The following is a 25,241-nucleotide window of genomic DNA, read 5'->3' as shown; positions in this document are numbered from 1 at the left end:
GGAGCCACCATGCCCGGATCCGGGATCCTCTTCCCGGAGGAGGACCGCGACGCCAGCCCGTACACCGGGTACACCCGCGCCCATTGGGAGGCCATGGCCGACCACCTCGTCGGCTCGGCCTGGCGCTGGGCCAGTCCGGGCCGGGCGCACCTGAACCTTCCTGGCCGGGCCTCGCGCAGCGGGGTCCGATCCGACGGGCTCGAGGGGTTCGCCCGCTCCATGCTGGCGGCCGCCTTCCGGGTCCGTGGCGCCGATGGCGCTGACCCGCACGGCTGGCTGGAACGCTATGCAGAGGGTCTGCGAGCAGGGACGGCAGCGGCCGGAGTCCGCGGGGCCGAGCCGTGGCTGACCATCCGGGATCATGATGTGCAGGGCCAGCCCATGGTGGAGTCCGCCTCCGTCGCGCTGTCCCTGCGGCTGACGCGGCCCTGGTTGTGGGATCAGCTCGACCAGGATGTCCAGGACTCTGTGGAGACCTGGCTGCGCGGGGCCATCACCTCGGTGCCGGCGCCCAACAACTGGTACCTGTTCCCCTACTCGGTGGCCGGGTTCCTGGAGTCCGTGGGACGCGGGGACGAGCTCACCGCCGCCGCCCAGGAACGGGCCCTGCACCTGCTGGAGACCTGGGACAGGGGCCAGGGCTGGTACACCGACGGCGACGGTCAGGCCTTCGACCACTACAACGGCTGGGCGCTGCACCTCTATCCGGTGCTGGACGCCCACCTGCGCGGCGAATCCGGGATCCACGGCACCCGGCTGGAGGAGTTCCTCCAGGAGTATCGGCACCTCTTCGGCGCTGACGGGGCTCCGCTCTTTCAGGGCCGGTCGATGACCTACCGCTTCGCAGCCGGCGCCGCCGTCGCCCTCGGCGCGGTCACCGGAGACACTCCGATGCCCCCGGGGGAGTCCAAGCGGCTGCTGAACTCCACGTTGAAGTACTTCCTGGACCGGGGGGCCTTCACCGAGCACGGGCTGCTCAGCCTCGGCTGGCACGGCCCGCACCCTGCCACGGTCCAGCCCTACTCGGGACCGGCCTCCCCGCTGTGGGCCACCAAGTCACTGATCGGGCTGTTGCTGCCCGCCGATGCTCCGCTGTGGAGCGCCGCCGAAGGGGAGCGGCCGCTGGATCATCACGACGTCGCTTTCGGCATGACGTCCACCGGCTGGGCCGTCCAGGCCACTCGTGAGGACGGCATCGTCCGGGTGCACAATCACGGCAGCGACCACCTGCGGCCCCATCAGGCCGAGGACGCCCGCGGAGAGGATCCGCTGTACTCCCGGCTGGCCTACTCCACCGCCACCGGCCCGACCCCCCGTGGCGATGTGCCGGACAACCATGTGGCGCTGCGCTTCCGTGGGCGCAGCAGCGCACGGTGCCGTCTGCACCCGCTGGGAGCCGGCGGCGGTGGCGGCTGGGCCTGGGCAGCCTCCTGGCACCGGCCCATCTTCCCGGGCGGATCGGTGGCCATGCCGGGGCTGCGCCTGGAGTCCTATGTGGTCGCCCGCGGGGCCGAGGAGGTCCGCATCGATCGGATCCTCGGGGTGTGCTTCCCGATGGAGGTCCAGCACACCGGCTGGGCGGTGCCCCCTGGCGGTGAACTCACCTCCACGCTGGAAGGGCTCCACGGCTGGGAGGCCCACGAGCAGCTGACCTCCCCGGCGGGCACCGCCTTCGCCGAATGGTGCGAGATCCCGTGCCTGCGCGCGGGGGTGAGCGGCTCTTCGGTGCTGGTGTCCCGGGCGCAGCTGCGCGGCCGCGTGCCCGCGGCCGAGTCATCAGGCCTTGCCGCAGGTGAGGCTGGCGGTGACACTGGCCGGACAGCCGACGTCGGTGGGGCCGGTGCTGCCGGAGACTCCGCCGTCGGCGTGGTGGACCTGACCGTGACCTCCGAAGGAGTGTCCTTCCGCTGGACTGACGAGGACGTGCTCACCACGGTGCGCTTCGACCCGGCGGAGGTCAGCCGGCACGAAGGAGGCGAGGGATCATGAGCTGGAAGCTCAGCGTCAGCACCCTGGGAATGCCCGGCCGTCCGGTGGTGGAGTCGGTGCGCACCGCGCTCGACCACGGCTGCGACGGTGTCGAGCTTCGCGTGCACCCCGACGAGGAGGTGACTCTCGGGATGGGCGACGGCGCCGCCCGGGACGCCGCCCGGCATGTCACCGACGCGGGGCTGGAGATCTCCTGTCTGGCCGGCTACGTGCGGGTCTGCGGCGGCACCGAGGAGGACGACGACGCCGTCATCGAGGAGCTGCGGGCCCTGATCCGGCTGGCGGAGGTGATGGGCGCACCGTCCGTGCGGGTCTTCCCCGGCGGTACGCACGCCGGGCGGCAGGCGGCGCACCGACGGATCGAGGCCGTGCTGGAGGACCTCACGTCCACCGGCGTCCAGCTCCTGGTGGAGACCCACGACTCCCACCCCACCGCCGAGGACGTCCTCGAGCTGCTCGCCCCCTTCGGCGAGGACCCGCGCGTCGGGGTGCTCTGGGATATCCTGCATCCGTTCATCAACGGCGAGGAGCCCTCCACCACTGCCAGTCTGCTGGGTGGGCGGGTGCACTACGTGCAGGTCAAGGACGCCTCCATGGCCCAGGACTGGAAGCCTGCCGTCACCGGTGAGGGGGACCTGCCCCTGGAGGAGATCGGAGGGCTGCTGGCCGGCGGCTCGGGCTGGATCTCCCTGGAGTGGGAGCGCGCCTGGTACCCGGACATCCCTGAGATCTCCGTGCCGTTGGCCGCCACCGCCCAGTGGTTCGAGAAGACGCTGCGCTGAGCGGCACGAGAGACCCCGCCTCTGTCCCAGGAGTCCCCATGCCGCACCGACCGCAGTCCCCGACGGCGGACTGGTTCCGTCAGCGGGTCGAGGGGCACCTGATCCCGCGGCTGCAGGCCCACGGGCTGGTCATGCACTCGCTCCTGGCGGTCCACCAGGGGCAGCTCCGGCACGAGACCTACTGGCTCCCCTACGGTCCCGAGCGGCCGCATCGGCTGTACTCGGCGGGGAAGTCGCTGGTGTCCCTCGCCGTCGGTGCCCTGGTCGACGACGGCGCCCTCGCCCTGGACGACCTCCTGGTGGACCACTTCCCTGAGCATCGTCCCCGGGCACACCCCTGGGTGCGGGCGATGCGTGTGGAGGACCTGCTGAGCATGCGCACGGCCCATGGGCAGAGCACCTACGCCCAGGTCGCGGACCCGGACTGGGTGCGCACCTTCTTCACCGTCCCGCCCAGCCGTCCGCCGGGGACGGTGTTCGCCTATGACACCTCGGCCACCCTGGTGCTCACCGCGCTGGTGGAGCGGCTCACCGGGCTGCCCTTCGAGGAGTTCTTCGCCGAGCGGATCGGCCGGCATCTGGGCATGGAGGCCCCGCTGCGCGCCCTGCGGAGCCCCCTGGGACTCCCCTCGGAGGCCTTCGACCACCATCCCACCTGGCGAGAGGTCGCTGAGAACCCGGCCGGGGTCGCCCACGGCGGCTCCGGGCTGCTGGCCACCCCACGGGACCTCGCCCGCATCGCCCAGCTCTGCCTGCAGCAGGGCCGCGCGGGCGGGAGGCAGGTGATCTCCGGGGAGTTCCTGTGCGCCGCCACCAGTGTCCAGACGCCCACCGTCGCCGGCGGCTTCGCCCACCCGGAGGCGCAGCTGGGCTACGGCCACCAGTTCTGGCGATGCCGCCGGCAGAGCTTCGCCGCCTGGGGGATGGGCGGGCAGATCATGCTCGTGGTGCCCTGGTTGGAGGCCGCCGTCGTCGTGACCGGGGACAACCAGCACATCGAATCCGACGCTCAGCTCCTCCACGACACGCTGTGGGGCGAGCTGCTCGATCCGCTCGCGGAACAGGTCGGGGCAGCCCCGGGTGAGGTCCGCGAAGGGGCTTCGGGTCCCGTGGCCGACGGTCCGGCCCCGCTGCTGGAGATTCCCGACGACGTCACCGCCCCACGCGAGCTCGCCGGGGTCTCCGGGGCCCCGCTGCCGATGTGGCTCGCCCATGACGCCGGCACCTACCGCGCCAGCTTCGCCCTCGAGACCGGGCCCGGCAGGCAGTCCGAGGCGCTTGGGGCCGGGGAGGAGCTCGTCGGCCTGGAGATCCGCTCCACCGGGGATCTCGGCGAGCTGACGCTGCGCACCGCGGACGGGAGACGCCTGAGGTTCCCCTATCGGTATGGCGGGCACGCGCGGCATGATCTGCCCGGCTACGGCTACGAGACGCACACCTCCGGGGCCTGGCTCGACGGGAATACGCTCTCCGTCCACGCGCACGTCGTGGGGGACTGGCTCGCGCAGATCCAGCTGCTCGTCCACGTCGGCGACGGCGCCCAGATGGTGTGCCGGATGCGCGCCTCGGCCGAGTTCTTCGCTCAGGAGTTCGACGGGCTGCTCATCGGGCGCCAGGCGTGAGCGGCCCTCGCTCAGGTGCGGGAGAGGGCCAGGTCAGAGGCCTCTGCTGGTCGGCCCGGATTGTCCGGGAGGCGTCCCCCTCCGGCTCAGTGATGCACGAATGCTCAGTTGAGCGGCATTGTTCATACGCGGAGTGAATCACTGCATGTCGAAGCGGCAATGGTGAACCGGTGGAACGTCGTTGACGCGCCGTCAGCCGCCGCCCTACAGTCATGGAAACCGCTTGCTGGGTGATGCTGATCACATCTCGCATCGACCGTGGCCGGCGGGGCTTCGCACCGTACCGTTCGATGAATGAGGAACCTATGAAGAACTTCACGCGACTTTCCAGGATTGTGGCCGTGACGTCCCTGTCCGCCGTGGCCCTGACGGCCTGCGGCGGCGACGCCGACGGCGGAGGAGGGGGTGAGGCGGGTGGAGACGAGGACGTCCAGCTGCGCTTCACCTGGTGGGGCTCGGACTCACGCCACCAGACCACCCAGGAGATCATCGACGCCTTCGAGGAGGAGCACCCGCACATCACCGTAGCCGACGAGTATGGCGACTGGGACGGCTACTGGGACCAGCTGGCCACCCAGACTGCGGCTGGAGACATGCCCGACATCATCCAGATGGACGACAAGTATCTGCGGGAGTATGCCGATCGAGGTGCCCTGCTGGACCTCAGCGACGTCGATGTCTCCGAGTTCGACCAGGACTCGGTGGACAACGGGCGCACGGAGGACGGCCAGTTCGGCATCACCACCGGGATCAACTCGCTGGCCCTGATCGCCAACCCGGAGCTCTTCGAGGAGGCCGGTGTCGAGATGCCGGACGACACCACGTGGACCTGGGACGACTTCGCCGAGATCAGCGCCGAGCTGAGCGAGAACCTCGACGACGGCTACGGCACCAACGACCCCAATGAGCCCGGCGGCTTCCAGGTCTGGCTGCGTCAGCAGGACAAGCACATGACCACCGACGAGGGTGAGATCGGCTTCGACGCCGCCGACGCAGCAGAGTACTTCCAGTTTTACCTGGACATGGTGGACGACGGGATCCCCTCGGCCGCCGTGATGTCCGAGAACCAGTCCAGCGGCCCGGACCAGTCCCTGCTGGGCACCGGTCAGGTCGCCATGGCTCCGTGGTGGACCAATCAGATCAACGGCCTCTCTGAGGCCGCCGGGGTGGACCTGGAGCTGCTGCGGTTCCCCAGCAGCACCGGCAGCGCGGAGGACAACGGCATGTGGTACAAGTCCTCGATGCTGATGTCGGCCTCGGCCACCACCGACCACCCGGAAGAGGCGCAGCTGTTCATCGACTACTTCGTCAACTCCGAGGAGGCCGGGCTGCTGAACCTGGTGGACCGTGGCCTGCCCGGGAACAACTCGGTGCGGGAGGCCATCCTGCCCGAGCTGGAGGGTCCGGACCTGACCTCCGCCGAGTTCATCGAGGAGATCGAGGATGAGCTGGCCGGACCGGAGCCGGTGCCGTCGCTCGGCTTCTCCGGCCTGCAGGACATCATCTACCGCTACGAGATGGAGGTGTTCTTCGACCGCCAGTCGCCCGAGGACGCGGCGGAGAACATGATCTCCGAGATGGAGGCCGAGCTGCGCTGATCAGTCGCCTCGGCTCGGTCGAGACCGCGACTGCGGGTCAGGGTTCGGATGAGCCCTCAGGGTGGTCCCTCAGCAGAGGGGCCGCCCTGCTCGCATGCCCGGCCAGCACCAGCAGGATCCAGTACGAGTAGGACCCAGCACGAGCAGGACCCAGCACCAGGAGGAGCATGAACCCGTCCGCCGACATCACCGTCACCCCGCGCTGGATCGCCCGGGACGGTGTGCCCTGGTTCCCCGTCACCGGGGAGATCCACTACAGCCGCATCTCCCCGGAGCGCTGGTCGGACGTGCTGGGCCTGGCCCGCGCCGGCGGGCTCACCTCGGTGGCGACCTACGTCTTCTGGAGACACCATGAGCCTCGTCCCGGGGAGTTCGACTGGTCCGGGCCCCGTGACCTGAGGCGCTTCATCCGCCGTGCGGCGGCCCACGGGCTCGAAGTTGTCGTCCGCCTGGGCCCCTGGTCCCATGGCGAGGTGCGCCACGGCGGCTTCCCGGACTGGCTGGTGGGCTCGGGAGTCCCCACCCGGCGCGACCATCCGGAGTACCTGGGGCGGGTGCGTGCCTTCTACGCGCAGATCGTCGCCCAGCTGGAAGGGCTGACCCACGACGACGGCGGCCCGGTCATCGCCGCTCAGATCGAGAACGAGCTGGCAGATCAGCCCGAGCATCTGGCCACCCTCCGGACCATGGCTGAGGAGCTGGGGCTGCAGGTCCCGCTGTGGACCGCCACCGGATGGGGCGGCGCCCGCTTGCCTGAGAGCCTGCTGCCGGTGTGCAGCGGCTACGCGGACGGGTTCTGGGCGGATTCGCTGACCGCATGGCCGTCGTTCTGCCGGGTCCATTTTCACTACGAGGAGGTCCGCGATGATCTCGGAGTCGGCGACGACGTCGCCCGGGCACTGGCCGCCGAGGCCACGCCGGTCTCACCGTCCGCGGCACCGCTCCCGACTGCTCCGCAGTCCCCGGACCCGCAGACCCCCTTCCTCACCTGTGAGCTCGGCGGCGGCATGCACGTGGCCTATCACCGACGCCCGCTGGTCAGCGGGGAGGACGTGGCCGCCCTCGCCCTGGCCACCATCGGCAGCGGTTCCGTGTGGCAGGGCTTCTACATGTACGCCGGCGGCAGCAACCCGTTCGGGGGCGGAGCCGCGCATCCCGACGGCGAGCAGGAGTCGCAGGCCACCGGCTACCCCAACGACGTCCCGCAGATCAGCTACGACTTCGGTGCACCCATCGGGGAGCACGGCCGCGTCCGTCCGCACTACGAGATGCTGCGGCGCCAGCACCTGTGGCTCGCCGCGGACGGGCACCGGCTGGCCGCGATGCGCAGCCGGGTCGGGGGCGGGTCCGCGGAGGACTCGCACAGCCTGCGCTGGGCGGTCCGCTCCGACGGCGACTCCGGCTACCTCTTCCTCAGCACCTACGTCCCCGACGGCCACCTCGACCCTCAGCCCGCCCTGCAGCTGCGCCTCGGTCCCGAGCAGGGGCTGGACTCCTCCCAGCTGGTGCCCCATGAGCCGGTGGATCTGCCGGCCGGCATCTCCACCGTGTGGCCGGTGAACCTACCGCTGAATGACCGTACCCGGCTGGTCAGCGCCACCGCGGAGCTGCTGACCCGCTTCGAGGAGGAGGGCGGCGCCGTCGTCGTGCTCACGGCGCGGCGCGGGATCCCGGTGCAGCTGCTGCTCGCCGGGGTGGTGGAGGTCTCCGGTCCGTGCCGTGCCACCGGCACCGATGACGGCGACACGTTCGTCGAGCTGACCGCCGACCCCGGTCCGGAGGTCCTGCTGACCTGCGGGAGCGTCCGCCTGCTGATCCTCGACGAGGCCACCGCCGACCAGCTCGCCGTGCTGCCCGTGGACGGCCGGGAGTCGATGGTGCTCTGCTCCGCCCCGGTGCACGCTGAGCCGGTGCACGCTGAGCCGGTGCCCGCTGATTCGGTGCGCCCCGCCGCGACCCGGCTGGTGGTCCACACCGAGGAGCCCGAGGTGACGCTCGACGTCTGGCAGGGCGCCGGCACCTTGCCGCGGTGGCGGCGTCGGCTGGTGTCCGCGCCGCGAGCGGGGCAGCAGGAGGTGCTGTGTCGCAGTCTGGTCCTGCCGGCGACGGCCCCGCAGCCCAGGGTGGGCGGCCCGGAGGAGAGGCTCGCGGCTCCCACGGACTTCAGCGGCGCCGCGCTCGTGGAGCTGTCGATCCCCGAGGAGCATCTGGAGGACGGGGGCCAAGGGTCCGGACAGCTGCTCCTGCGCGTGGACTGGACCGGCGACGTCGGCCGTGCTCGACTCGGGGACCGGCTGATCAGTGACCACTTCTGGCATGGCCGGGAGTGGGAGATCGATCTGACTCCGTGGCGGGATGCGCTCCGGCGTGGTCCGCTGACCCTGGAGCTGCTGCCCTGGTGCGCCGCAACAGGCGTGTGGGTCCATCCGTCAGTACGGGAGGTGGAGGACGGTGTCGTGGTGCGGTCGGCCCGACTCATCCGACGCGAACGGGTGGTGGTCACGGGCTGAACTGTCGCGTTCGTGTTGATTCATGTTTGAATGTGATGGTTCAATAGCTGTGATACGCGTTACTCGACCCAGTGAGGCACCCATATGCTGGCAGCTCAGCGTCAGACCCGCATCACCGAGATCGTCCAGAGCCGAGGAGCCGTCAGCGTCACCGAACTGGTGGACCAGTTCGGCGTCTCCGACATGACCATCCGGCGTGACCTCGATGCGCTCGCCGGACGCGGCCTGGTCGTCAAGGTCCACGGCGGCGCCGTGCTCAGTCAGACACGCCGCACCGAGGAGCCCGGCTTCGAGGTCAAGTCGGTGCAGATGGAGGCGGAGAAGGCGTCCGTGGCCGAAGAGGCCGCCCAGCTCGTGCAGCCCGGGACCTCCGTGGCGCTCTCTGCCGGCACCACCACCTGGGCGCTGGCCCGCCGGCTGCGTGCCGTCGAGGACCTCACTGTGGTCACCAACTCCACGCGCATCTCCGACGTCTTCCAGGCCGACCCCCGGCCGGACCGCACGGTGATCCTCACCGGCGGAGTTCGCACTCCCTCAGACGCCCTGGTGGGCCCCCTGGCGGCGGCCTCGCTGCGCACGCTGCATGTCGACCTGGCCTTCCTGGGCGCCCACGGGGTCGCCGTCCCAGAAGGGTTCACCACCCCCAACTTCCTCGAGGCCGAGACCAACCGGGCGCTGCTCGCCACCGCCCAGCGTCGGATCGTCCTGGCGGACCACAGCAAGTGGGGGGTGCTGGGCATCTCCACCTTCGCCGAACTGGCCGACGTCGACACCGTCATCCTCGACGACGCGCTCTCCGAGGAGGCGGCCGCCGCCCTGCGCGACCACATCGACGAGGTCATCCTCGTCGGACCCCGCCCACTCAGGAGAGAGCACCGGTGAACAGAACCCAGGCCACCCTCGCCGACGGCCGCGAGATCTTCTTCTACGACGACGTCCCCCGCACCCGCACCGTCCACGACACCCGAGACATCGTCCGCCCCGGCGGAGGCTCCGAGCTGCGCTGGGACGCCTACCTGGGGGAATGGGTGGCGGTGGCGGCGGCGCGCCAGCACCGCACGCACAAGCCGGCCACGGCCCTGTGCCCGCTGTGCCCGACCACCGACGAGCGGGCCACCGAGATCCCGCAGGACGACTATGACGTCGTCGTCTTCGAGAATCGGTTCCCCTCGCTGGCCGGAGGTCCGGAGCTGCCGCTGGACAAGCCGGAGCAGGCGCTCGCCGCCGGGGAGGACCTCACCGCGCTGCGGCACCCGGGGGCGGGGCGCTGCGAGGTCGTCTGCTTCACCCCGGAGCACACCACCTCGCTGGCCCAACTGGATCCGCGCAGGCTGCGCACCGTCGTCGACGCCTGGGCGGATCGCACGGCCGCGCTGCTGGCGTTGCCCGAAGTGGATCAGGTCTACTGCTTCGAGAACCGGGGCGAGGAGATCGGCGTGACGCTGCACCACCCGCACGGGCAGATCTACGGGTACCCCTTCCCCACCCCGCGCACCGCCCGGATGCTCGAGTCCGCGCGGGCCACGCGGAAGGCCACCGGGGAGGACCTCTTCGCCCGGACCCTGGCCGCTGAGCAGGCCGCGGGAGAGCGCATCATCTCCCGCACCGAGCACTGGACGGCGTTCGTGCCCGCCTGGGCGCGCTGGCCGGTGGAAGTCCACCTCATGCCCCACCGGGCGGTGCGCACCCTCCCGGAACTCTCCGATGCCGAGCGCGATGACTTCGCCGCCCTCTACCTGGACATCCTGCAGCGTGGGGACCGGCTCTTCGGCACGGCCCTGCCCTACATCTCGGGCTGGCAGCAGGCGCCCGCCTCTGCCGGGGACACGGACTTCCGCCTCCACCTGCAGCTGTTCTCCATCCGCCGGGCGGAGAACAAGCTCAAGTATCTGGCCGGCTCGGAGTCCGGGGTAGGCGTGTTCATCAATGACATCCCGCCGGAGCAGATGGCTCAGCGGCTGCGCGAATCGGGAGGGACGACGTGAACCAGCAGGACGACCGCGTCCGGGCACAGGCGCTGCAGAGCGGCTTCCGGGAGGTCTTCGGCCAGGATCCCGACGGCGTCTGGGCCGCACCAGGCCGGGTGAACCTGATCGGCGAGCACACGGACTACAACGAGGGTTTCGTGCTGCCCTTCGCCCTTCCGCAGTCCACCTATGTGGCCGCTCGTCGGCGCGGCGACGGCCAGGTACGGGTGCATTCGCTCTTCACCGAGGAGACTGCGGAGTTCGCCCTGGAGGGCCTGCGCCCGGGCAGTGTGGACGGTTGGGCCGCCTATGTGGCCGGCATGTGCTGGGGCCTGCGCGAGGCCGACGTCGCCGTCGTCGGCGTGGATCTGCTGATCGACTCGACGGTGCCGCACGGGGCCGGGCTGTCCTCCTCGGCGGCGCTGGAGTGCTCGGTGGGGTTGGCCGTCGTCGAGCTCTCCGGTACCGTGCTGGAGCCGCTGGCGCTGGCGCGCATCGCCCAGCTGGTGGAGAACGACTTCGTCGGCATGCCCTGCGGGCTGATGGATCAGATGATCTCGATGCTCGGCGAGGCCGGGCATGCGGTGCTCTTCGACACGCGCTCGCTGACGCCGACCCTGGTCCCTTTGGCGCCGACGGGCGACGCAGAGGTGCTGGTGATCGACACCCGCGCCCCGCACCGGCTGGTAGACGGCGAGTACGCCGAGCGCCGCCGGCAGTGTGAGGAGGCCGCGGACACGCTCGGCGTGACGTCCCTGCGGGAGCTCAGCGACACCGAGACCGAGGTGGCGGAGCTGCTGGCACCGCTGACCGATGAGACGCTGCGGCATCGTGCCCGGCATGTCATCACCGAGAATCGGCGAGTCTCCGAGGCTGTGGACCTGCTGCGCGACGGAGACCTCGCCGGCGTGGGGGAGCGGATGCGTGGCTCCCATCTCTCCCTGCGGGACGACTACGAGGTGACCGTCCCAGAGATCGACCTGGCGTTCGACGTCGTCTCCGGCGCCGGGGTGTTCGGCGCCCGGATCACCGGTGGGGGCTTCGGCGGCTGTGTGATCGCACTGGCACCGCTGGGCGTGCATCAACAGGTCGAGGAGGCCGTGACGGCCGCCTTCGCCGAGGTCGGCTTCAGCGCCCCTGCGGTCTTCCGGGCGCCCCCGGCCGACGGGGCCCGCAGGGTGCTGTGAGCCCGCGGCGGGCGTTCACGTCTTGTGCTGGAGGAGCTGGATGAGATTGCCGCAGGTGTCGTCCAGCACCGCCATGATGGCCGGGCCGACGTCCATCGGGGGCTGGGTGAACTCCACGCCCAGGCCGGTGAGGCGCGCGTGCTCCGCGTGGACGTCGTCCACGGCGAAGGACGTGAAGGGGATGCCGTCGGCCACCAGGGCTTCCTTGAAGGGAGGGACGGCCGGATGCATGCTGGGCTCGAGGACCAGCTCGGTGCCGTCGGGGTCCTCCGGAGAGACGACGGTCAGCCACCGCGCCTCGCCCATCGGAATGTCATGGCGCACCTGGAAGCCCAGGATCTCGGTGTAGAACGTGCGTGCCGTGTCTTGGTCGTCGACCAGGACGCTGAACTGGTGGAGTCTCATCAGGGGTTCTCCTCGGGTGTGGGTGGGGGTGTCTCTGGCGTGTCGGCAGTCGGGGCCGGCGTTGTCGGTCGCAGCCAGCGCGTCACGATCGGCTCCAGCGGCGCCGTGTTGATGCGGTGGAGCTTGTAGCGGCCCCGGCGGGAGGTCTCCACCAGGCCGGACTCCTCGAGTACGGAGATGTGCTGGGAGATCGCCTGTCGCGAGGAGCTCAGCCGCTGGGTCGCGTAGAGCCGCGAACAGATCTCGAACAGCGTCTGCTCCTCGTTCTCCGTGAGTCCGTCGAGTATCGCCCGGCGCGTGGGGTCGGCGAGGGCTTTGAAGACGTCGGCCATGCCACCAGAGATTAGGCAAGAGCTTACTTGCATGTCAAGGCCTGGTGGGGCGGCCGATGTATCGATAGAGTTAGTTTCGCCACTGTACGTATTTTCATCAGGAGTCCAGAGTGCCCGAGCCAGTGCGGATCGCCATCATCGGTCATGCCTTCATGGGTGCCGCCCATGCCCATGCGTGGCGCACGGCGCCGCGCTTCTTCGATCTGCCCCGGCAGCCCGAGGCCACGCTGCTCGTCGGGCGGGACGAGGCACGCACCCAGGCTGCCGCCGACCGCCTGGGCATCCCCGAGATCGCGACCGACTGGCGGTCCGCCGTGACCCGGCCGGACATCGACGTCGTCGACATCTGCACTCCCGGAGACACCCATGCGGCGATCGCCGAGGCGGCGCTGGCCGCCGGCAAGCACGTGCTCTGCGAGAAGCCGCTGGCGAACTCCGTGGCCGAGGCGGAGTCGATGGCGGCCGCCGCGGCCCAGGCCGCCCAGCGCGGGGTCCGCACCTTCTGCGGGTTCAGCTACCGTCGCACCCCCGCCCTGGCGCTGGCCCGACGCTTCGTGGAGGAGGGTCGTCTCGGGGAGATCCGGCACGTCCGGGCTCAGTATCTGCAGGACTGGCTCTCCGACGCCGATGCCCCGCTGACCTGGAGGCTGGACAAGGAGACCGCGGGCAGCGGGGCGCTGGGCGACATCGGCGCCCACTCCGTCGACGCCGCGCAATGGGTCAGCGGCCAGCACATCGAGGGTGTCTCAGCACTGATGCACACCTTCGTGACCTCCCGTCCGGTCTCCGGCTCATCCCAGGGGCTCGGAGGCGCGGGGGACCTGTCCGGGGAGCGGGGCCCGGTCACCGTCGACGACGCCGCCGCCTTCACCGCTCGATTCTCCGGCGGGGCCGTCGGAGTCTTCGAGGCCACCCGGTTCGCGCTCGGCCGACGCAATGCCAACCGCCTGGAGATCAACGGCAACAAGGGATCGGTGGCCTTCGACTTCGAGCGGATGAACCAGCTCGAGTACTTCGACGGCGCGGACCCCCAAGAGGCCCAGGGGTTCCGCACCATCCACGTCACCGACGCCGTCCACCCGTACACGGACCACTGGTGGCCTGTCGGGCACGGACTGGGCTACGGGGACCTCTTCGTCCACCAGGTGGCCGATGTGCTCACCGCCCTGGACACGGAGGAGCCTGCCCGGCCGGACTTCCAGGAGGCGCTGGACGTGCAGCGAGTCCTCCATGCGGTGGAGGCCAGCGCGGCTGATGCCAGCCGCTACACGCCCGTGGCCCGCTGACGCGGCGGCCGACGATCCCCAGAGGAGACACCATGACCAAGAGAGCGATCATCGTCCGTGGCGGCTGGGAGGGCCACCAGCCTGTGGAGGCCACCGAGCTGTTTCTGCCGTTCCTGAGGCAGAGCGGCTACGACTGCCAGGTGCACGAGTCCCCGGCGGTGTACGCCGAGGAGGACACGATGTCCGGGGTGGACCTGATCGTGCAGTGCATGACCATGTCCACCATCGAGAAGGACCAGGTCCAGGGGCTGCGGGCCGCCGTCGCCGGCGGTGCCGGGCTGGCCGGCTGGCACGGAGGCATCGCGGACTCGTATCGGAGCAGCGACGCCTACCTGCAGCTCATCGGCGGGCAGTTCGCCCACCATCCGCCCGTGCCCCCGGCCGAACGCACCGGGAAGCAGTCGGACTTCTACATCCCCTACCGCGTGGACATCCTGCCTGAGGCGCAGGACCACCCGATCACCCGCGGCCTGGAGAGCTTCGAGCTGGTCACCGAACAGTACTGGGTGCTCCATGACGACCTGATCGACGTGCTGGCCACCACCACCCTGCCGCGCCGCAGCTTCGATGAGTGGGAGCGCCCCCATGTGAATCCGGCGATCTGGACCCGCCGGTGGGGGAAGGGGAGGATCTTCGTCTCCACCCCCGGCCATCGGGTGGAGGTCCTGGAGCACCCCAGTGTGCGCACCATCATTGAGCGGGGGATGCTGTGGGCCAGCCGGTGAACGGGAAGGGCGGCCGCGTGCGCATCGGCATGGTCGGTGCGGGGAACATCAGCGGCCAGTACCTGAAGACCATCAGTCGACTGGACGCTCTCGAGCTCACGGCCGTCGCCGACTTGGACCTGAGCCGGGCCGAGGCGGTGGCCACCGCCCACGGCGCGGCGGCCGAGGACCTGGACGGGCTGCTCGGCCGTGCCGACGTCGACGTCGTGCTCAATCTGACGGTCCCTCAGGCCCATGCCGAGGTGTCCTCGGCGGCGATCCGCGCGGGCAAGGGTGTGTACGTGGAGAAGCCCTTCGCGGCCGACGTCGCGGCCGGGCGCGAGGTGCTCGACCAGGCGCGCCGGGCGCAGGTGGTGATCGGCAGCGCCCCGGACACCGTGCTGGGCAGCGGCGTGCAGACCGCCCGTGCCGCGCTCGACGCCGGCCGCATCGGCACCCCGACGAGCGCCACGGCCACGCTGATCATCCCCGGGCACGAGGCCTGGCACCCGAACCCGGACTTCTACTACCAGCCCGGCGGCGGGCCCCTGATGGACATGGGCCCCTACTACCTCACCGCCCTGGTCACCCTGCTGGGGCCGGTGCAGCAGGTGATCGGCGCGGCCAGCGCCCTGCGGGACGAACGCATCATCGGTTCCGGTCCACGCACCGGCGAGCGCATCCCGGTGACGACGCCGAGCCACGTCACCGGGGCCCTCGTCCACGCCGGCGGCGCCGTCTCCACTGTGGTGATGAGCTTCGACGGCGCCGCCACCCACGCGGCGCCGATCGAGATCCAGGGCACGGAGGGGGCGCTGGCGGTGCCGGACCCGAACCACTTCGACGGAACGGTCTCCCTGGCCCGCAGAGGAGCCCCGTGGCAGGAGCTGCCCGTCTCCGCCGGCTACCGGGGAGCCTCCCGGGGGTACGGGATCGCTGACCTGCTCTGGTCCGGCGCCTGGGACGGGGACCCCCGGAAGGGCCGGTCCCAGGGCGAGCTGGGCCTCCACGTGCTGGAGGTCATGGAGGGGTTGCTGGCCTCTGCCGAGTCGGGCCGCGCCGTCGTCATGACCACCACGGCGAAGCGCCCGGAGCCGGTCCCGCTCAGCTCCGGATGAGCGACCCTCATTTGATCCCGGTGTTGGCGATCCCCTGGACGAACTGCCGTTGGAAGATCAGGAACACCGCCAGCAGCGGCAGGACCGTCACCGTGGCCACGGCCATCACCGCACCCCACGGGGAGCTGAAGGCAGGATTGTTGGTCAGCGTGGACAGTCCCACCGGCACGGTGAGGTTCTCATTGCCCTGCAGCACCACCAGGGGCCAGAGGAAGTCGTTCCATCGGGTCATGAAGCCGAGGATGACCAGCACGCCGACCAGGGGTCCGCAGGTGGGCAGCACCACCTTCATGAATGTCTTGAACTCGCCGGCGCCGTCGAGCCTTGCGGCTTCCAACAGCGCGTCGGGAAGGCCGAGCATGTACTGCCTGGCGATGAAGATGCCGACGACGTCGAACAGAGTCGGCAGGATCACCGCCCACGGAGAGTCGACCAGGCCCATGCGGGCGACGATGAGGAAGGCGGGGACCAGTGTCACCTGGATGGGCATCATGATCGTCACCAGGAAGGACGCGTAGATGACGCCCCGGCCCCAGAAGCGGAACTTCGCGAGGGCGTAGCCGGCTCCCAGGGAGACGCAGACGCTCAGTGCGGTGCCCAGCCCTGCGATGAACAGCGAGTTCCCGAGCCACTGCCAGACGGGTTGCTCGGTGAAGACCTCGGTGAAGTTCTGCGTGGTGGACTCCGTGGGCCACAGGTAGGGCTCCTGGGACTGGGACTGTCCCCCGGGCGTGAAGGCGGTGACGGCCATCCAGTAGATGGGGAACACCATGACGACGGCCAGCGCCGCCAGGGCTGCCGTCAGGGCCCAGCGGCGTCTGCGGCGGCTGGTTCTGGGGTCGCCGGTTCTCATGCGATCTCCTCTGCGCGTCGTGCGGCACGCTGTCTCAGGACGGTGAACACCAGGAGGATCGCCACGAGGAGCAGGCCGAGTGCCGCGGCGTATCCCATGCGGGCGTCGGCGAACGCCGACCGGAAGATGTACTGGATCAGCACTGTCGTGGAGAACCCGGGCCCGCCTCCTGTCATGACGTAGATGACGTCGAAGGCCTGGATGGAGAACACCACGTTCAGGATGAGGAGGATCCAGGTCGTCGGGCCGAGCAGGGGCCAGGTGATGCTGCGGAAGCGGGTCCAGGCGGACGCCCCGTCCACCGTCGCGGCCTCCTGGAGCTCGGTGGGCACCGACTGCAGGGCGCCCAGATAGATCACCATGCAGAATCCGATGCGCGTCCAGACGACGACGGCGATGAGCGTGAACATGGCCAGCTGCGGCGAGGTCAGCCAGGGTGCCCGGTCGACTCCGAGAGCTGCGAGGACGTTGTTGACGACCCCGTAGTCGCCATGGAATATCCAGGACATCACGACGCCGACCACGACGCCGGCGGCGACCATCGGGACGAAGAACGCGGCTCGGAGGATCGATCGTCCCGGGAGGTTTCGGTTGAGCGCGACGGCGAGCGCCAGTCCGATCCCCATGGAGGTCGGGACGGTTCCGACGGTGAACACGAGCGTGTTCGTCAGCGCGGTCATCAGGAGGCGGTCCTGCGTCATCGTCGCGTAGTTGTCCAGGCCCACCCAGTCACCGCCTCCGAGTGCCGTGGTCTCCTGGAAGCTGAGCGTCACCGCGATGATGATCGGCAGCAGCGCGAAGGTCAGGAACAGCACCGCCGCCGGGGCGATGAACACGTAGGGGGCCGTGGTGCGAGGTCGGCGGCGTCGTCGGAGCTGCTTTGGGCGGCCTGCTCGGCCTGCTCGGCCAGCGGGGACGGCCTCCTGGTCCGCCGGGCGGCCTGGGGCCCGCCGTGGGGCTTCACTGATCAGTGACACTCTCCATCGCCTCCATCATCTGTCGGGCCGTCTCGTCCGGTGAGAGCTCACCGAGGAAGCACAGGTCGAGGAAGTCGGCGAACACGGCGTTCAGGGAGCTGAAGAAGCGACCTGTCTGGGCGCGGACCATCTCGATCGGGATGGTCGTGCCCTGGTCGATGAACCGCTGCATCGTCTCCGGGTGGGCGGAGTATCCGATGTCATCGGCGTCGAGCGAGGCGCGTGCGGGGAGCCAGTTCCCGTGCTGGCAGAACGTGATGACCTTCTCGCGACTCGTGATGTGGGCGACCAGCTCGGCCGCGAGCTCAGGGTGCTTGGACGAGCGTGTGACGGCCAATGCGTTTCCTCCGAGGTCGGAGGCCTCCTGGGAGTTCCTGATCATGTACGTGGTGCCCCACTCGTCCGGCATCTCCTCGTCCAGCTGAGCGATGGACTCCGGGTTGTTGAGCATGAGGCCGATCTGGCCGGTCAGGAAGAGGTTCCGTGCGACGTCCCCGCCACCGGACTTGGCCATGTTCCCCGGGGAGACCAGGCCGTCGGCGTACCAGCGCCGCCCGAACGAGAGCGCCTCGATCGCCTCCGGCGTGTCCATAGAAGGTGTCTCGCCGTCGTCGCCCAGGAACGTGCCGCCGTTCTGGTGGATGAGAGGCATCCACCGGTAGGCGGTCTCTGGCCCTGTCCAGCCGTAGCCGAACCCGTAGCCGCCGGTGACCTTCCTGGCCTCCTCGGTGATCTCAAGGAACTCCTGCCACGTCCAGGCGTCCTGGAGTCTCCCCGGCGGGGTGACGCCGATCGTCTCCATCACGTCATGCCTGTAGTAGGTGATGAAGTTGTCGGTGTGCTGGAAGACGCCGTAGAGGCCGTCCTCCCGGTCCCCGATGGCCCAGAAGGCGTCCGAGTAGTCCTGCCGATAGCTGTCTGGGATCGCCGAGGAGAGGTCCACCAGGCTGCCGTTGGCGGCGTATCGTCCGATCTGCTGTGGCGTGATGCGGATGATGTCCGGGGCCAGGTCGGCCGCCAGCCGGGTGATGAACCACTGGTGGAACTGACCGGTGGTCACCTCGACGGCGACGGAGGTCCCGGGGTGGTCGGCGACGAACTCGTCGGCCATCTGCTGGTAGGACTCGAGGTCCAGAGGGATGTTCCAGGACGAGAGTCTCAGGTGGGTCGTCCCGGTGGGTTCGCCGGTGCAGGCGGCCAGGGCGCCGGCTGCGGAGATGCCGGCGAGCGCGATGAACCGCCGCCGGGTCGGTCCACGATCTCCTGTCGATGATCGTGTCCGTCCTTCTCGGTGCAGGGGCATCGCTCAGCTCCGCAGCGTCTCCGGCAGCAGCTCCGCATGCGCGGCGAGCAGCTCCTCGGTCATCTGGTGGATCTCCTCCACGGTGAGCAGCGCGGCGGTGAGCGGGTCCAGGGCGACGGCGTGATGCACGTGTTCGCGTGATCCCTCCAGCGCGGCGCGCACGGCGAGCTCCTGCACGTTGACGTTGGTCCGGTTCACCGCGGCCAGCTGCGGGGGCAGGTCGCCGAATCGGGTCGGGCGCAGGCCGGCGCCGTCCACCAGGCAGGCCACCTCCACACAGGCCGTCGCCGGCAGGTTGGTGATGACCGATCCCTGCGCGCCGGGGGCGAAGCCGGCGTCGCTGTTGGGCACGTTGCCGTGCACCACGGCCGGCTCTCCGGTGATCATCGAGTTGACGATGATCGCCCCGTACTCCAGCGAAGGCTTCAGCTCCGCCTTGAGCTCGGCCAGCTGGTCGCCGAGGTCCCCGGAGGCGTCGTGGGCGGCGCAGATCTCGAAGTAGTCCCAGCGACTGGGGATGTACTCCTCCACCAGCTCGGGGTTCTTGCGGAAATAGGGCAGGTACTCGGAGGCGTGGTGGCTGGACTCGGTCTGGAAATGCCCGAAGGTCTGCATGATCGCGGTGCGGACCTGCTCGTTGCCGCCCTCGTAGTCGCTGGCCGCCTCGGCCTCGCCGCTGTGGTCGCCGTCGTCGGCGGTGAGGGATGACGCCGCCCGGCCGCGCTGATGCCGGCCGCCCATGACGTCCCGCAGCCGCGGGTAGAGGTCTTCGTCCCCGCGGCGGAAGGAGAGGATCCAGGCCTGGTGGTTGATGCCGGCGCTGGTGAAGGTCACCTCGTCATAAGGCACTCCGAGGGTGCGGGCCAGCATCCGGGTGGTGCCCTGCACACTGTGGCACAGTCCCACGGTGCGCAGTTCTCTGGCGTTGAGATAGGCCGTGGCCATGGCCATGGGGTTGGCGTAGTTGATGAACTGCGCGTCCGGGCACAGCTCCACTGCGTCCTCGGCGATCGCCTCATAAGCGGTCACGGAGCGCAGGAAGCGGAACACTCCGCCGGGGCCCAGGGTGTCTCCCACGGCCTGGTCGATGCCGTGGCGCCGCGGGATCTCGACGTCGTGCCGGTAGGAGTCGATGCCGCCCACCTGGAAGGTGATGATGACGACGTCGGCGTCGCGCAGGGCTTCGCGGCGGTCAGTGGTCTGCTCGACGACGGTGGGGAAGCCGTGATGGTCCACGAGTCGCCGGGCGGCGGTGGCCACGCGGTCGAGTCGGCCGGGATCGATGTCCATCAGGGCGAGGGTGGCGCCGCGCAGTGCGGGGAAGCTGATGAGATCGCCGATGAGGCGGAAGGGGAAGACGAACCCGCCGGCGCCGATGATGGCGATCCGGGGTCCGGCGGGTGCGTGGTCGTCGAGGGCGGGGGCGGGAGCTTCGGCTGTGACGTGGGTCATGAAAGTCACAGTAGGCCTGCCGATGCTGAAGGAGCCTCCGTCGAAGTCGGGAGAATTTCCCGGATCCTCCTCTCCGGGTAGGGTGGTCCGAGTGATTCAGGACACACTCGGCATGCTCGACGTGCAGGACATCCCACCGGCCATCTGGGTCCGGCGCGGGCGGCCTCCGGCCATGGAGCGCGCCCACCGTCATGATGATCTCGAGATCAACATCGTGGTCCGCGGCAGGCTGGACTACCTGCTCGGCGGGCGGCGGATCTCCATCGGCCCGGGCGAGATCGCGCTGTTCTGGGCCGCCTTCCCGCATCGGCTCATCGATCCGGGCGAAGCGGACGTCTGTTGGGTGCATCTGCCCCTGAGTACGGTGCTCGGCTGGGGTCTGGGTGAGCAGGAGATCGGCACGCTGCTGCGGATGCGTCCGGTGGTGGTCCCGCTTCAGGAGGTCCCGGTCCGCGTGGTGGACCTCTTCGAGGTCTGGCGCACCGAGCTGGCCGGCGATGACGCCGAGATCGCCCTGCTCGAGGCGCAGGCGCTGGTGCGGCGCGTGCTCGCCGGCCATCGCAGGTCCGGGGCGGCGGCGGGTGCGTCGGGCGGGACGTGCGGGGCGCCGCAGGAGCCTGAGGGTGCGGCGCACTCCGGGCAGGGTGCGGCCGAGCACGCCGTGGCCATGGCCCGCTACCTGGCCGCGCATCACCGGCTTCCGGTCTCGGTCTCCGACGCCGCCGGTGCGGTCCACCTCTCGCCCACCTATGCGATGGGCGTGTTCAAGAAGGTGCTGGGCATGACGGTGGCCGAGTATCTGACCATGTGTCGGCTGGCCGAGGCGAAGCGGCTGCTGCTGACCACCGACTGGTCGGCCGCCGACGTCGCCCACGCGTCCGGGTTCTCTTCGCAGAGCAGCTTCTATGTGCATTTCAAGCGCGACGTCGGCACTTCTCCGTCGGGGTATCGCCGCCGGTATGACTTCATGTCGCACTGACATGGCCCTGGGCGTTGACCGGTGAAGCGGGTCACAAATAGTCTCATGAAACGATTAAATCAGCGTGTCGCCCATCATCGGGCGGCACCCTTCCGGAAGGCTCCCGCCATGGCCAGGCCCCTGTCCAGCATCCCCTGCGCATCCGATCGCCCCCTGTCTCGGACCGCTTCACGCCCCGCTGCTCGCACCACGGCCGCGCTCGCCGTCGTGGCCGCACTGGCGCTGACTGCCTGCTCCTCCGACGCCGACGCTGGCGGTGCCGACGGCTCCGCCGATGAGGAGATCGAGCTGCGTTTCACCTGGTGGGGCAGCGGGCTGCGGGTGGAGCAGTCGGAGGCGATCATCGATGCCTTCGAGGAGCAGCACCCGCATATCAGCATCGAAGGCGCCTACTCGGACTTCGGGGGGCACTGGGAGCTGCTGGCCACGCAGACCGCGGGCGGTGACGCCCCGGACATCATCCAGATGGATGACAAGTACCTGCGCGAGTACGCGGATCGCGGTGCCCTGCTGAACCTCACCGAGGTGGACACCTCGGGCATCGACCAGGACTCGGTGGACAACGGTCGCACCGAGGAGGGGCTGTTCGGGATCACCACCGGCATCAACTCGCTGGCCCTGGGCGCCAACCCGGAGCTCTTCGAGGAGGCGGGGGTGGACATCCCGGATGACACGACCTGGACCTGGGAGGACTTCGCCGAGATCACTGAGGAGCTCAGCGCGAATCTCGACGACGCCTACGGCACCAACGAGACCAATGAGCCCGGAGGGTTCCAGGTGTGGCTGCGGCAGCAGGACAAGCACCTCACCACCGACGACGGCGAGCTCGGCTTCGACGTCGGGGACCTCGCCGAGTACTACGAGTATTGGCTGGAGCTCATGCACGCCGGGGCGATGCCCGCCGCCGGCGTGATGGCGGAGAACCGCGGGGCGGACCCTGAGCAACAGCTCATCCATACCGGTCGAGTGGCCCTTGCGCCGATGTGGACCAGCTCCCTGGCAGGCATCTCCGAGTCGGCCGGAGTCGACATGGAGCTGCTGCGATTCCCGAGCCAGACGGGCAGGGCCGAGGACAGCGGCCACTGGTACAAATCCTCCATGTTCCTCTCCGCCTCCGCGCAGACCGAGCACCCGGAGGAGGCGCAGCTCTTCATCGACTTCATGGTCAACGACGTCGACGCCGGCCTCTTGGGCCTCACCGACCGTGGCCTGCCGGCCAACCAGGAGGTGCGGGAGGCCGTGCTGGAGGCGATCGAGGGTCAGGACTTGGTCTCCGCGGACTTCATCGAGGAGATCGAGGACGACATCGCCGGCCCTGAGCCCATCCCGACGCTGGGTTTCTCCTCGCTGCAGGAGATCATGATGCGCTACGAGGACGAGTTGTACTTCGAGCGGCTCAGTCCGCAGGAGGCCGCGGAGAGTGTGTATCGGGAGATGGAGGGCGTCCTTGAGTGACCACTCGGCACGTCGAGACCATGCTGACCAGGCCCTGCGTCCGGGGCTGACCGAGGCGCTCACCCGCCTCCGCTCGCCTGATCGCTCCCTTCTGAGCTCCACGCTGGCCGGCGGGCTGGCTCAGACCGGGGCGGGGTTCGCCGCCGTCGGCGGTCCGCTGCAGCGGCGCTGGAAGCAGGCGATGCTCGAGCTGGACGCCTGCATCCGTGATCAGCGCGGGGTGCCGGTGCTGCATGAGGGCGGGGCCTACGACGGCGCCTGGATCGAGTCCACCGGCACCATCAGTGCGGAGGTGCTCTCGCGGTTCGTCCCGGAGGTGGCCACCCACACCTTCAGCCTCTGGGCCGAGCATCAGCGCGAGGACGGGCTCATCTCGTACAAGGTCACCCAGGACGGCCCGGCCTTCAGCCAGATCCAGATCGTCACTCCGCTGGCACGGTCCGTGTGGACCCACCATCGGCTGCACGGTGCGGAGGCCGGCCCGGGCGCCGGAGCAGACGCCGCCTGGCTGCGCCGCATGTACGCGGCGATGAGCCGCAACGACGACTGGCTGGCCCGCCATCGGAACACCCGCGGCACCGGAGGCGTCGAGGCGTTCTGCACCTTCGACACCGGCCATGACCTCTCCCCGCGGTTCTGGTTCGCTCCGGACCGCTGCCTGGACGGCGAGGCCTCCCGCTGCGACCCCGAAGCGCCCGGGGTGCCCTATGTGGCACCGGACCTCACGGCGAACGTCGCCTGCCAGCGGGCGTATCTGGCGCTCATCGCCTTGGAGCTCGGAGAGGACCCCGAGCCGTGGCGGCAGGCGGCGCGCACCAGCCTCGAGGCGCTGTTCGCCCAGTGCTGGAACTCCGAGGACGGCACCTTCTACGACCTCGATGCCACCGGCGAGCCGGTGCGGGTGCTCGGCGACGTGCTGCTGCGCGTGCTCGCCTGCGAGGTCGGCGACGGCGATCTCTTCGCCGAGGCGCTGCGTCGTCACCTGTTCAACACCGCCCGGTTCCTCGCCCACTACGGGTTCACCTCCCTGGCCATGGACGACCCCCGGTTCGACGCCGACCACACCCGCAACTCCTGGGGCGGGCCGGTGAACTTCCTGACCATGATCCGCGCCCCGCACGCCTTCGAGCACCACGGCCGCCCCGCCGAGCTCGCCGTGGTCACCCGGCCGGTGCTGACCGCGCTGGCCGTGGCCGAGAGCTTCCCGCAGTGTCTGGACCCCTGGAGCGGGGAGGCCGGCTACACCTCGGGCTACTCGCCTGCGGTGCTGTGGATGCTCGACGCCGTGGAGCGGCTCTGCGGGGTCCTGCCGCTGCCCCTCGGTGGGTTCGCGGTCACTTCGTTGGCGCCCACCCGGCTGGACCACGGTGCGGCCGCGCAGGCGGTGGCCTGTTCGCGCCGCGTGACCGGCACCGCGTGGGAGGCGCTCTCCGATGACGTCGGCACGGTGCTGCTGCGTGAGGGCGTCGAGCACCTGAGCATCCCTCGTGGCTGGCGGGTGGAGCTCGACGGCCTCGGCGCGGTGACCGCCGTCGTCGGTGTGGCCCCGCATCCGGTGACCGGACGGCTGGACGGCCCCGGTGCTCCCGGAGGCGGCACCGAGGAGCTGACGGTGGCCCCGGATGAGCGCATCCGCTGGGAGGCCGGCGTCGTCGTCGACCGTGGCGGGCCCGAGTTCATCGCGCCGCGGCACGGGCGGTGATGGGCCCGTGCTGAGCATCCAGGACATCCAGATCCGTGACCCGTATGTGCTACCCGATCCCGCCCGAGGCCGGCACCTGCTCTTCGGCTCCACCGACGCCGACATCTGGAAGGGGCGGGCCACCGGCTTCGACGTCTACACCTCCGCCGATCTGCACGACTGGGAGGGCCCGGAGCCGGCGTTCCGCGCGCCGGAGGGCTTCTGGTCGCAGACAGAGTACTGGGCGCCCGAGGTCCATGAGCACCGCGGGCGCTGGTTCATGTTCGCGACCTTCGGGCCGAGTTCCGGTCCGGGTGCTGCGATCAGTCGCCGCGGCACCGCGATCCTGGTCGCCGACCGGCCGGAGGGCCCCTACGTGCCGCACAGCGACGGGCCGGTCACCCCGCCTGACTGGGAATGCCTGGACGGGACCCTCCATGTGGATCAGGCAGGCCGGCCCTGGATGGTGTTCTGCCACGAATGGGTCCAGGTCGGAGACGGGACCATCTGCGCGGTGCCGCTGACCGAGGACCTCCGGGCAGCCGACGGCGAGCCGGTCCTACTGTTCGCCGCCTCCGAGGCTCCCTGGTCCGAGCCGGTGCACTCGAGGCGACACGGCAGCGGTCATGTCACGGACGGGCCCTTCCTGCACAGCACCGCTGACGGTGCTCTGCTGATGCTGTGGGCCAGCTTCCGCGGCGGCCGCTACGCCCAAGGGGTGGCGGTCTCGGAGTCAGGGACCGTGAGAGGTCCGTGGCGGCATGAGCCGCATCCCCTCTACGAGGCCGACGGCGGCCACGGGATGATCTTCCGGGCTCTGGACGGCCGCCTGCTGCTGACCCTGCACACTCCGAACCGGACGCCGGAGGAGCGGGCGGTCTTCATCGAGCTCGAGGAGGTCTCAGGCGGACTGCGAGTGCGGTGATGGGGACAGTTGGACTGCGCTTTCCCGCCTGCGTTGACAGGTGAGTGCGGTCACATCTATCGTGAGAGAAAATCGTTTCAACGCCCCGGGATCGGGGCGCCCCTGTCAGCATCCTC

At 69.9% G+C, this 25,241-nt stretch carries 21 protein-coding genes; 15 read left to right on the top strand and 6 right to left on the bottom strand.

Features of this window, described 5'->3' with window-relative positions; all coding sequences use genetic code 11:
• Positions 1-9 precede the first annotated feature (9 nt).
• The 8 genes from ODE13_RS06565 to galK all read left to right on the top strand — a co-directional run bounded on the left by ODE13_RS06565 (position 10) and on the right by galK (position 11,655).
• Complete coding sequence (locus tag ODE13_RS06565; RefSeq protein ID WP_322478544.1) at positions 10-1,989, top strand: DUF2264 domain-containing protein; 1,980 nt, start codon at positions 10-12, stop codon at positions 1,987-1,989.
• Entirely contained in the window at positions 1,986-2,771 is a 786-nt protein-coding gene (locus tag ODE13_RS06560) for a sugar phosphate isomerase/epimerase family protein (RefSeq protein ID WP_322478543.1), read from the top strand. Before ODE13_RS06565 ends, ODE13_RS06560 begins: the two co-directional genes overlap by 4 nt.
• 38 nt (positions 2,772-2,809) lie before the next feature.
• The gene (locus ODE13_RS06555; RefSeq protein WP_322478542.1) at positions 2,810-4,393 is read left to right on the top strand and encodes a serine hydrolase; all 1,584 of its coding nucleotides are present in this window, start codon (positions 2,810-2,812) and stop codon (positions 4,391-4,393) included.
• A 341-nt stretch (positions 4,394-4,734) separates the two neighbouring features.
• A complete protein-coding gene (locus ODE13_RS06550; protein ID WP_322478541.1) occupies positions 4,735-5,991 on the top strand; it encodes a sugar ABC transporter substrate-binding protein in 1,257 nt (418 codons plus the stop codon).
• Between the two features lie 167 nt (positions 5,992-6,158).
• On the top strand, positions 6,159-8,501 hold the full coding sequence (locus ODE13_RS06545; RefSeq protein ID WP_322478540.1) for a beta-galactosidase: 2,343 nt from the start codon (positions 6,159-6,161) through the stop codon (positions 8,499-8,501).
• A gap of 84 nt (positions 8,502-8,585) precedes the next feature.
• Positions 8,586-9,383 carry a DeoR/GlpR family DNA-binding transcription regulator gene (locus ODE13_RS06540; protein WP_322478539.1) on the top strand — a complete coding sequence of 266 codons (798 nt, stop codon included), beginning with the start codon at positions 8,586-8,588 and terminating at the stop codon, positions 9,381-9,383.
• Positions 9,380-10,486: a galactose-1-phosphate uridylyltransferase gene (gene galT / locus ODE13_RS06535; RefSeq protein WP_322478538.1), complete on the top strand. Its 1,107-nt coding sequence runs from the start codon at positions 9,380-9,382 to the stop codon at positions 10,484-10,486. The genes ODE13_RS06540 and galT overlap by 4 nt, the downstream gene beginning before the upstream one ends.
• Positions 10,483-11,655, top strand: a complete 1,173-nt coding sequence (galK, locus tag ODE13_RS06530; RefSeq protein ID WP_322478537.1) for a galactokinase — start codon at positions 10,483-10,485, stop codon at positions 11,653-11,655. Before galT ends, galK begins: the two co-directional genes overlap by 4 nt.
• Positions 11,656-11,670: 15 nt before the next feature.
• Here galK and ODE13_RS06525 read toward each other — a convergent pair whose 3' ends face one another.
• The gene (locus ODE13_RS06525) at positions 11,671-12,060 is read right to left on the bottom strand and encodes a VOC family protein (protein WP_322478536.1); all 390 of its coding nucleotides are present in this window, start codon (positions 12,058-12,060) and stop codon (positions 11,671-11,673) included.
• A complete protein-coding gene (locus ODE13_RS06520; protein WP_179541272.1) occupies positions 12,060-12,392 on the bottom strand; it encodes an ArsR/SmtB family transcription factor in 333 nt (110 codons plus the stop codon). The genes ODE13_RS06525 and ODE13_RS06520 overlap by 1 nt, the downstream gene beginning before the upstream one ends.
• Positions 12,393-12,502: 110 nt before the next feature.
• On the opposite strand from ODE13_RS06520, the gene ODE13_RS06515 reads away from it, so the two are divergent.
• The 3 genes from ODE13_RS06515 to ODE13_RS06505 are packed head-to-tail and all read left to right on the top strand — an operon-like array spanning position 12,503 to position 15,500.
• Positions 12,503-13,678 (top strand): Gfo/Idh/MocA family oxidoreductase, encoded by a 1,176-nt coding sequence (locus ODE13_RS06515; protein WP_322478535.1) that lies wholly within the window; start codon positions 12,503-12,505, stop codon positions 13,676-13,678.
• 32 nt (positions 13,679-13,710) lie between these two features.
• Positions 13,711-14,403: a ThuA domain-containing protein gene (locus tag ODE13_RS06510; protein WP_322478534.1), complete on the top strand. Its 693-nt coding sequence runs from the start codon at positions 13,711-13,713 to the stop codon at positions 14,401-14,403.
• 17 nt (positions 14,404-14,420) lie between these two features.
• A complete protein-coding gene (locus ODE13_RS06505) occupies positions 14,421-15,500 on the top strand; it encodes a Gfo/Idh/MocA family oxidoreductase (protein WP_322478533.1) in 1,080 nt (359 codons plus the stop codon).
• Between the two features lie 7 nt (positions 15,501-15,507).
• Here ODE13_RS06505 and ODE13_RS06500 read toward each other — a convergent pair whose 3' ends face one another.
• The 4 genes from ODE13_RS06500 to melA form a co-directional block, all read right to left on the bottom strand.
• Positions 15,508-16,353 carry a carbohydrate ABC transporter permease gene (locus tag ODE13_RS06500; protein WP_322478532.1) on the bottom strand — a complete coding sequence of 282 codons (846 nt, stop codon included), beginning with the start codon at positions 16,351-16,353 and terminating at the stop codon, positions 15,508-15,510.
• The gene (locus ODE13_RS06495) at positions 16,350-17,189 is read right to left on the bottom strand and encodes a sugar ABC transporter permease (protein ID WP_322478531.1); all 840 of its coding nucleotides are present in this window, start codon (positions 17,187-17,189) and stop codon (positions 16,350-16,352) included. The genes ODE13_RS06500 and ODE13_RS06495 overlap by 4 nt, the downstream gene beginning before the upstream one ends.
• 124 nt (positions 17,190-17,313) lie before the next feature.
• Positions 17,314-18,633, bottom strand: coding sequence for a sugar ABC transporter substrate-binding protein (locus ODE13_RS06490; RefSeq protein WP_322478530.1), 1,320 nt, complete (start codon positions 18,631-18,633; stop codon positions 17,314-17,316).
• Between the two features lie 3 nt (positions 18,634-18,636).
• Positions 18,637-20,085: an alpha-galactosidase gene (gene melA, locus ODE13_RS06485; protein WP_322478529.1), complete on the bottom strand. Its 1,449-nt coding sequence runs from the start codon at positions 20,083-20,085 to the stop codon at positions 18,637-18,639.
• 91 nt (positions 20,086-20,176) lie between these two features.
• Here melA and ODE13_RS06480 point away from each other — a divergent pair, with 91 nt between their 5' ends.
• From ODE13_RS06480 to ODE13_RS06465, 4 genes are all read left to right on the top strand, one after another.
• Positions 20,177-21,064: a helix-turn-helix domain-containing protein gene (locus tag ODE13_RS06480; protein ID WP_179541266.1), complete on the top strand. Its 888-nt coding sequence runs from the start codon at positions 20,177-20,179 to the stop codon at positions 21,062-21,064.
• Positions 21,065-21,172: 108 nt separating this feature from the next.
• On the top strand, positions 21,173-22,519 hold the full coding sequence (locus ODE13_RS06475; RefSeq protein WP_322478528.1) for an ABC transporter substrate-binding protein: 1,347 nt from the start codon (positions 21,173-21,175) through the stop codon (positions 22,517-22,519).
• Complete coding sequence (locus ODE13_RS06470; RefSeq protein WP_322478527.1) at positions 22,512-24,221, top strand: MGH1-like glycoside hydrolase domain-containing protein; 1,710 nt, start codon at positions 22,512-22,514, stop codon at positions 24,219-24,221. Before ODE13_RS06475 ends, ODE13_RS06470 begins: the two co-directional genes overlap by 8 nt.
• A gap of 7 nt (positions 24,222-24,228) precedes the next feature.
• The gene (locus ODE13_RS06465) at positions 24,229-25,125 is read left to right on the top strand and encodes a glycoside hydrolase family 43 protein (protein ID WP_322478526.1); all 897 of its coding nucleotides are present in this window, start codon (positions 24,229-24,231) and stop codon (positions 25,123-25,125) included.
• Positions 25,126-25,241 lie beyond the last annotated feature (116 nt).

It is taken from the genome of Nesterenkonia sp. HG001 (genome assembly GCF_034438835.1).
In the GTDB taxonomy this organism is placed as follows: domain Bacteria; phylum Actinomycetota; class Actinomycetes; order Actinomycetales; family Micrococcaceae; genus Nesterenkonia; species Nesterenkonia xinjiangensis.
Note: the sequence above shows the minus strand (reverse complement) of the source record. Positions and strands in the feature narration are given on the sequence as shown.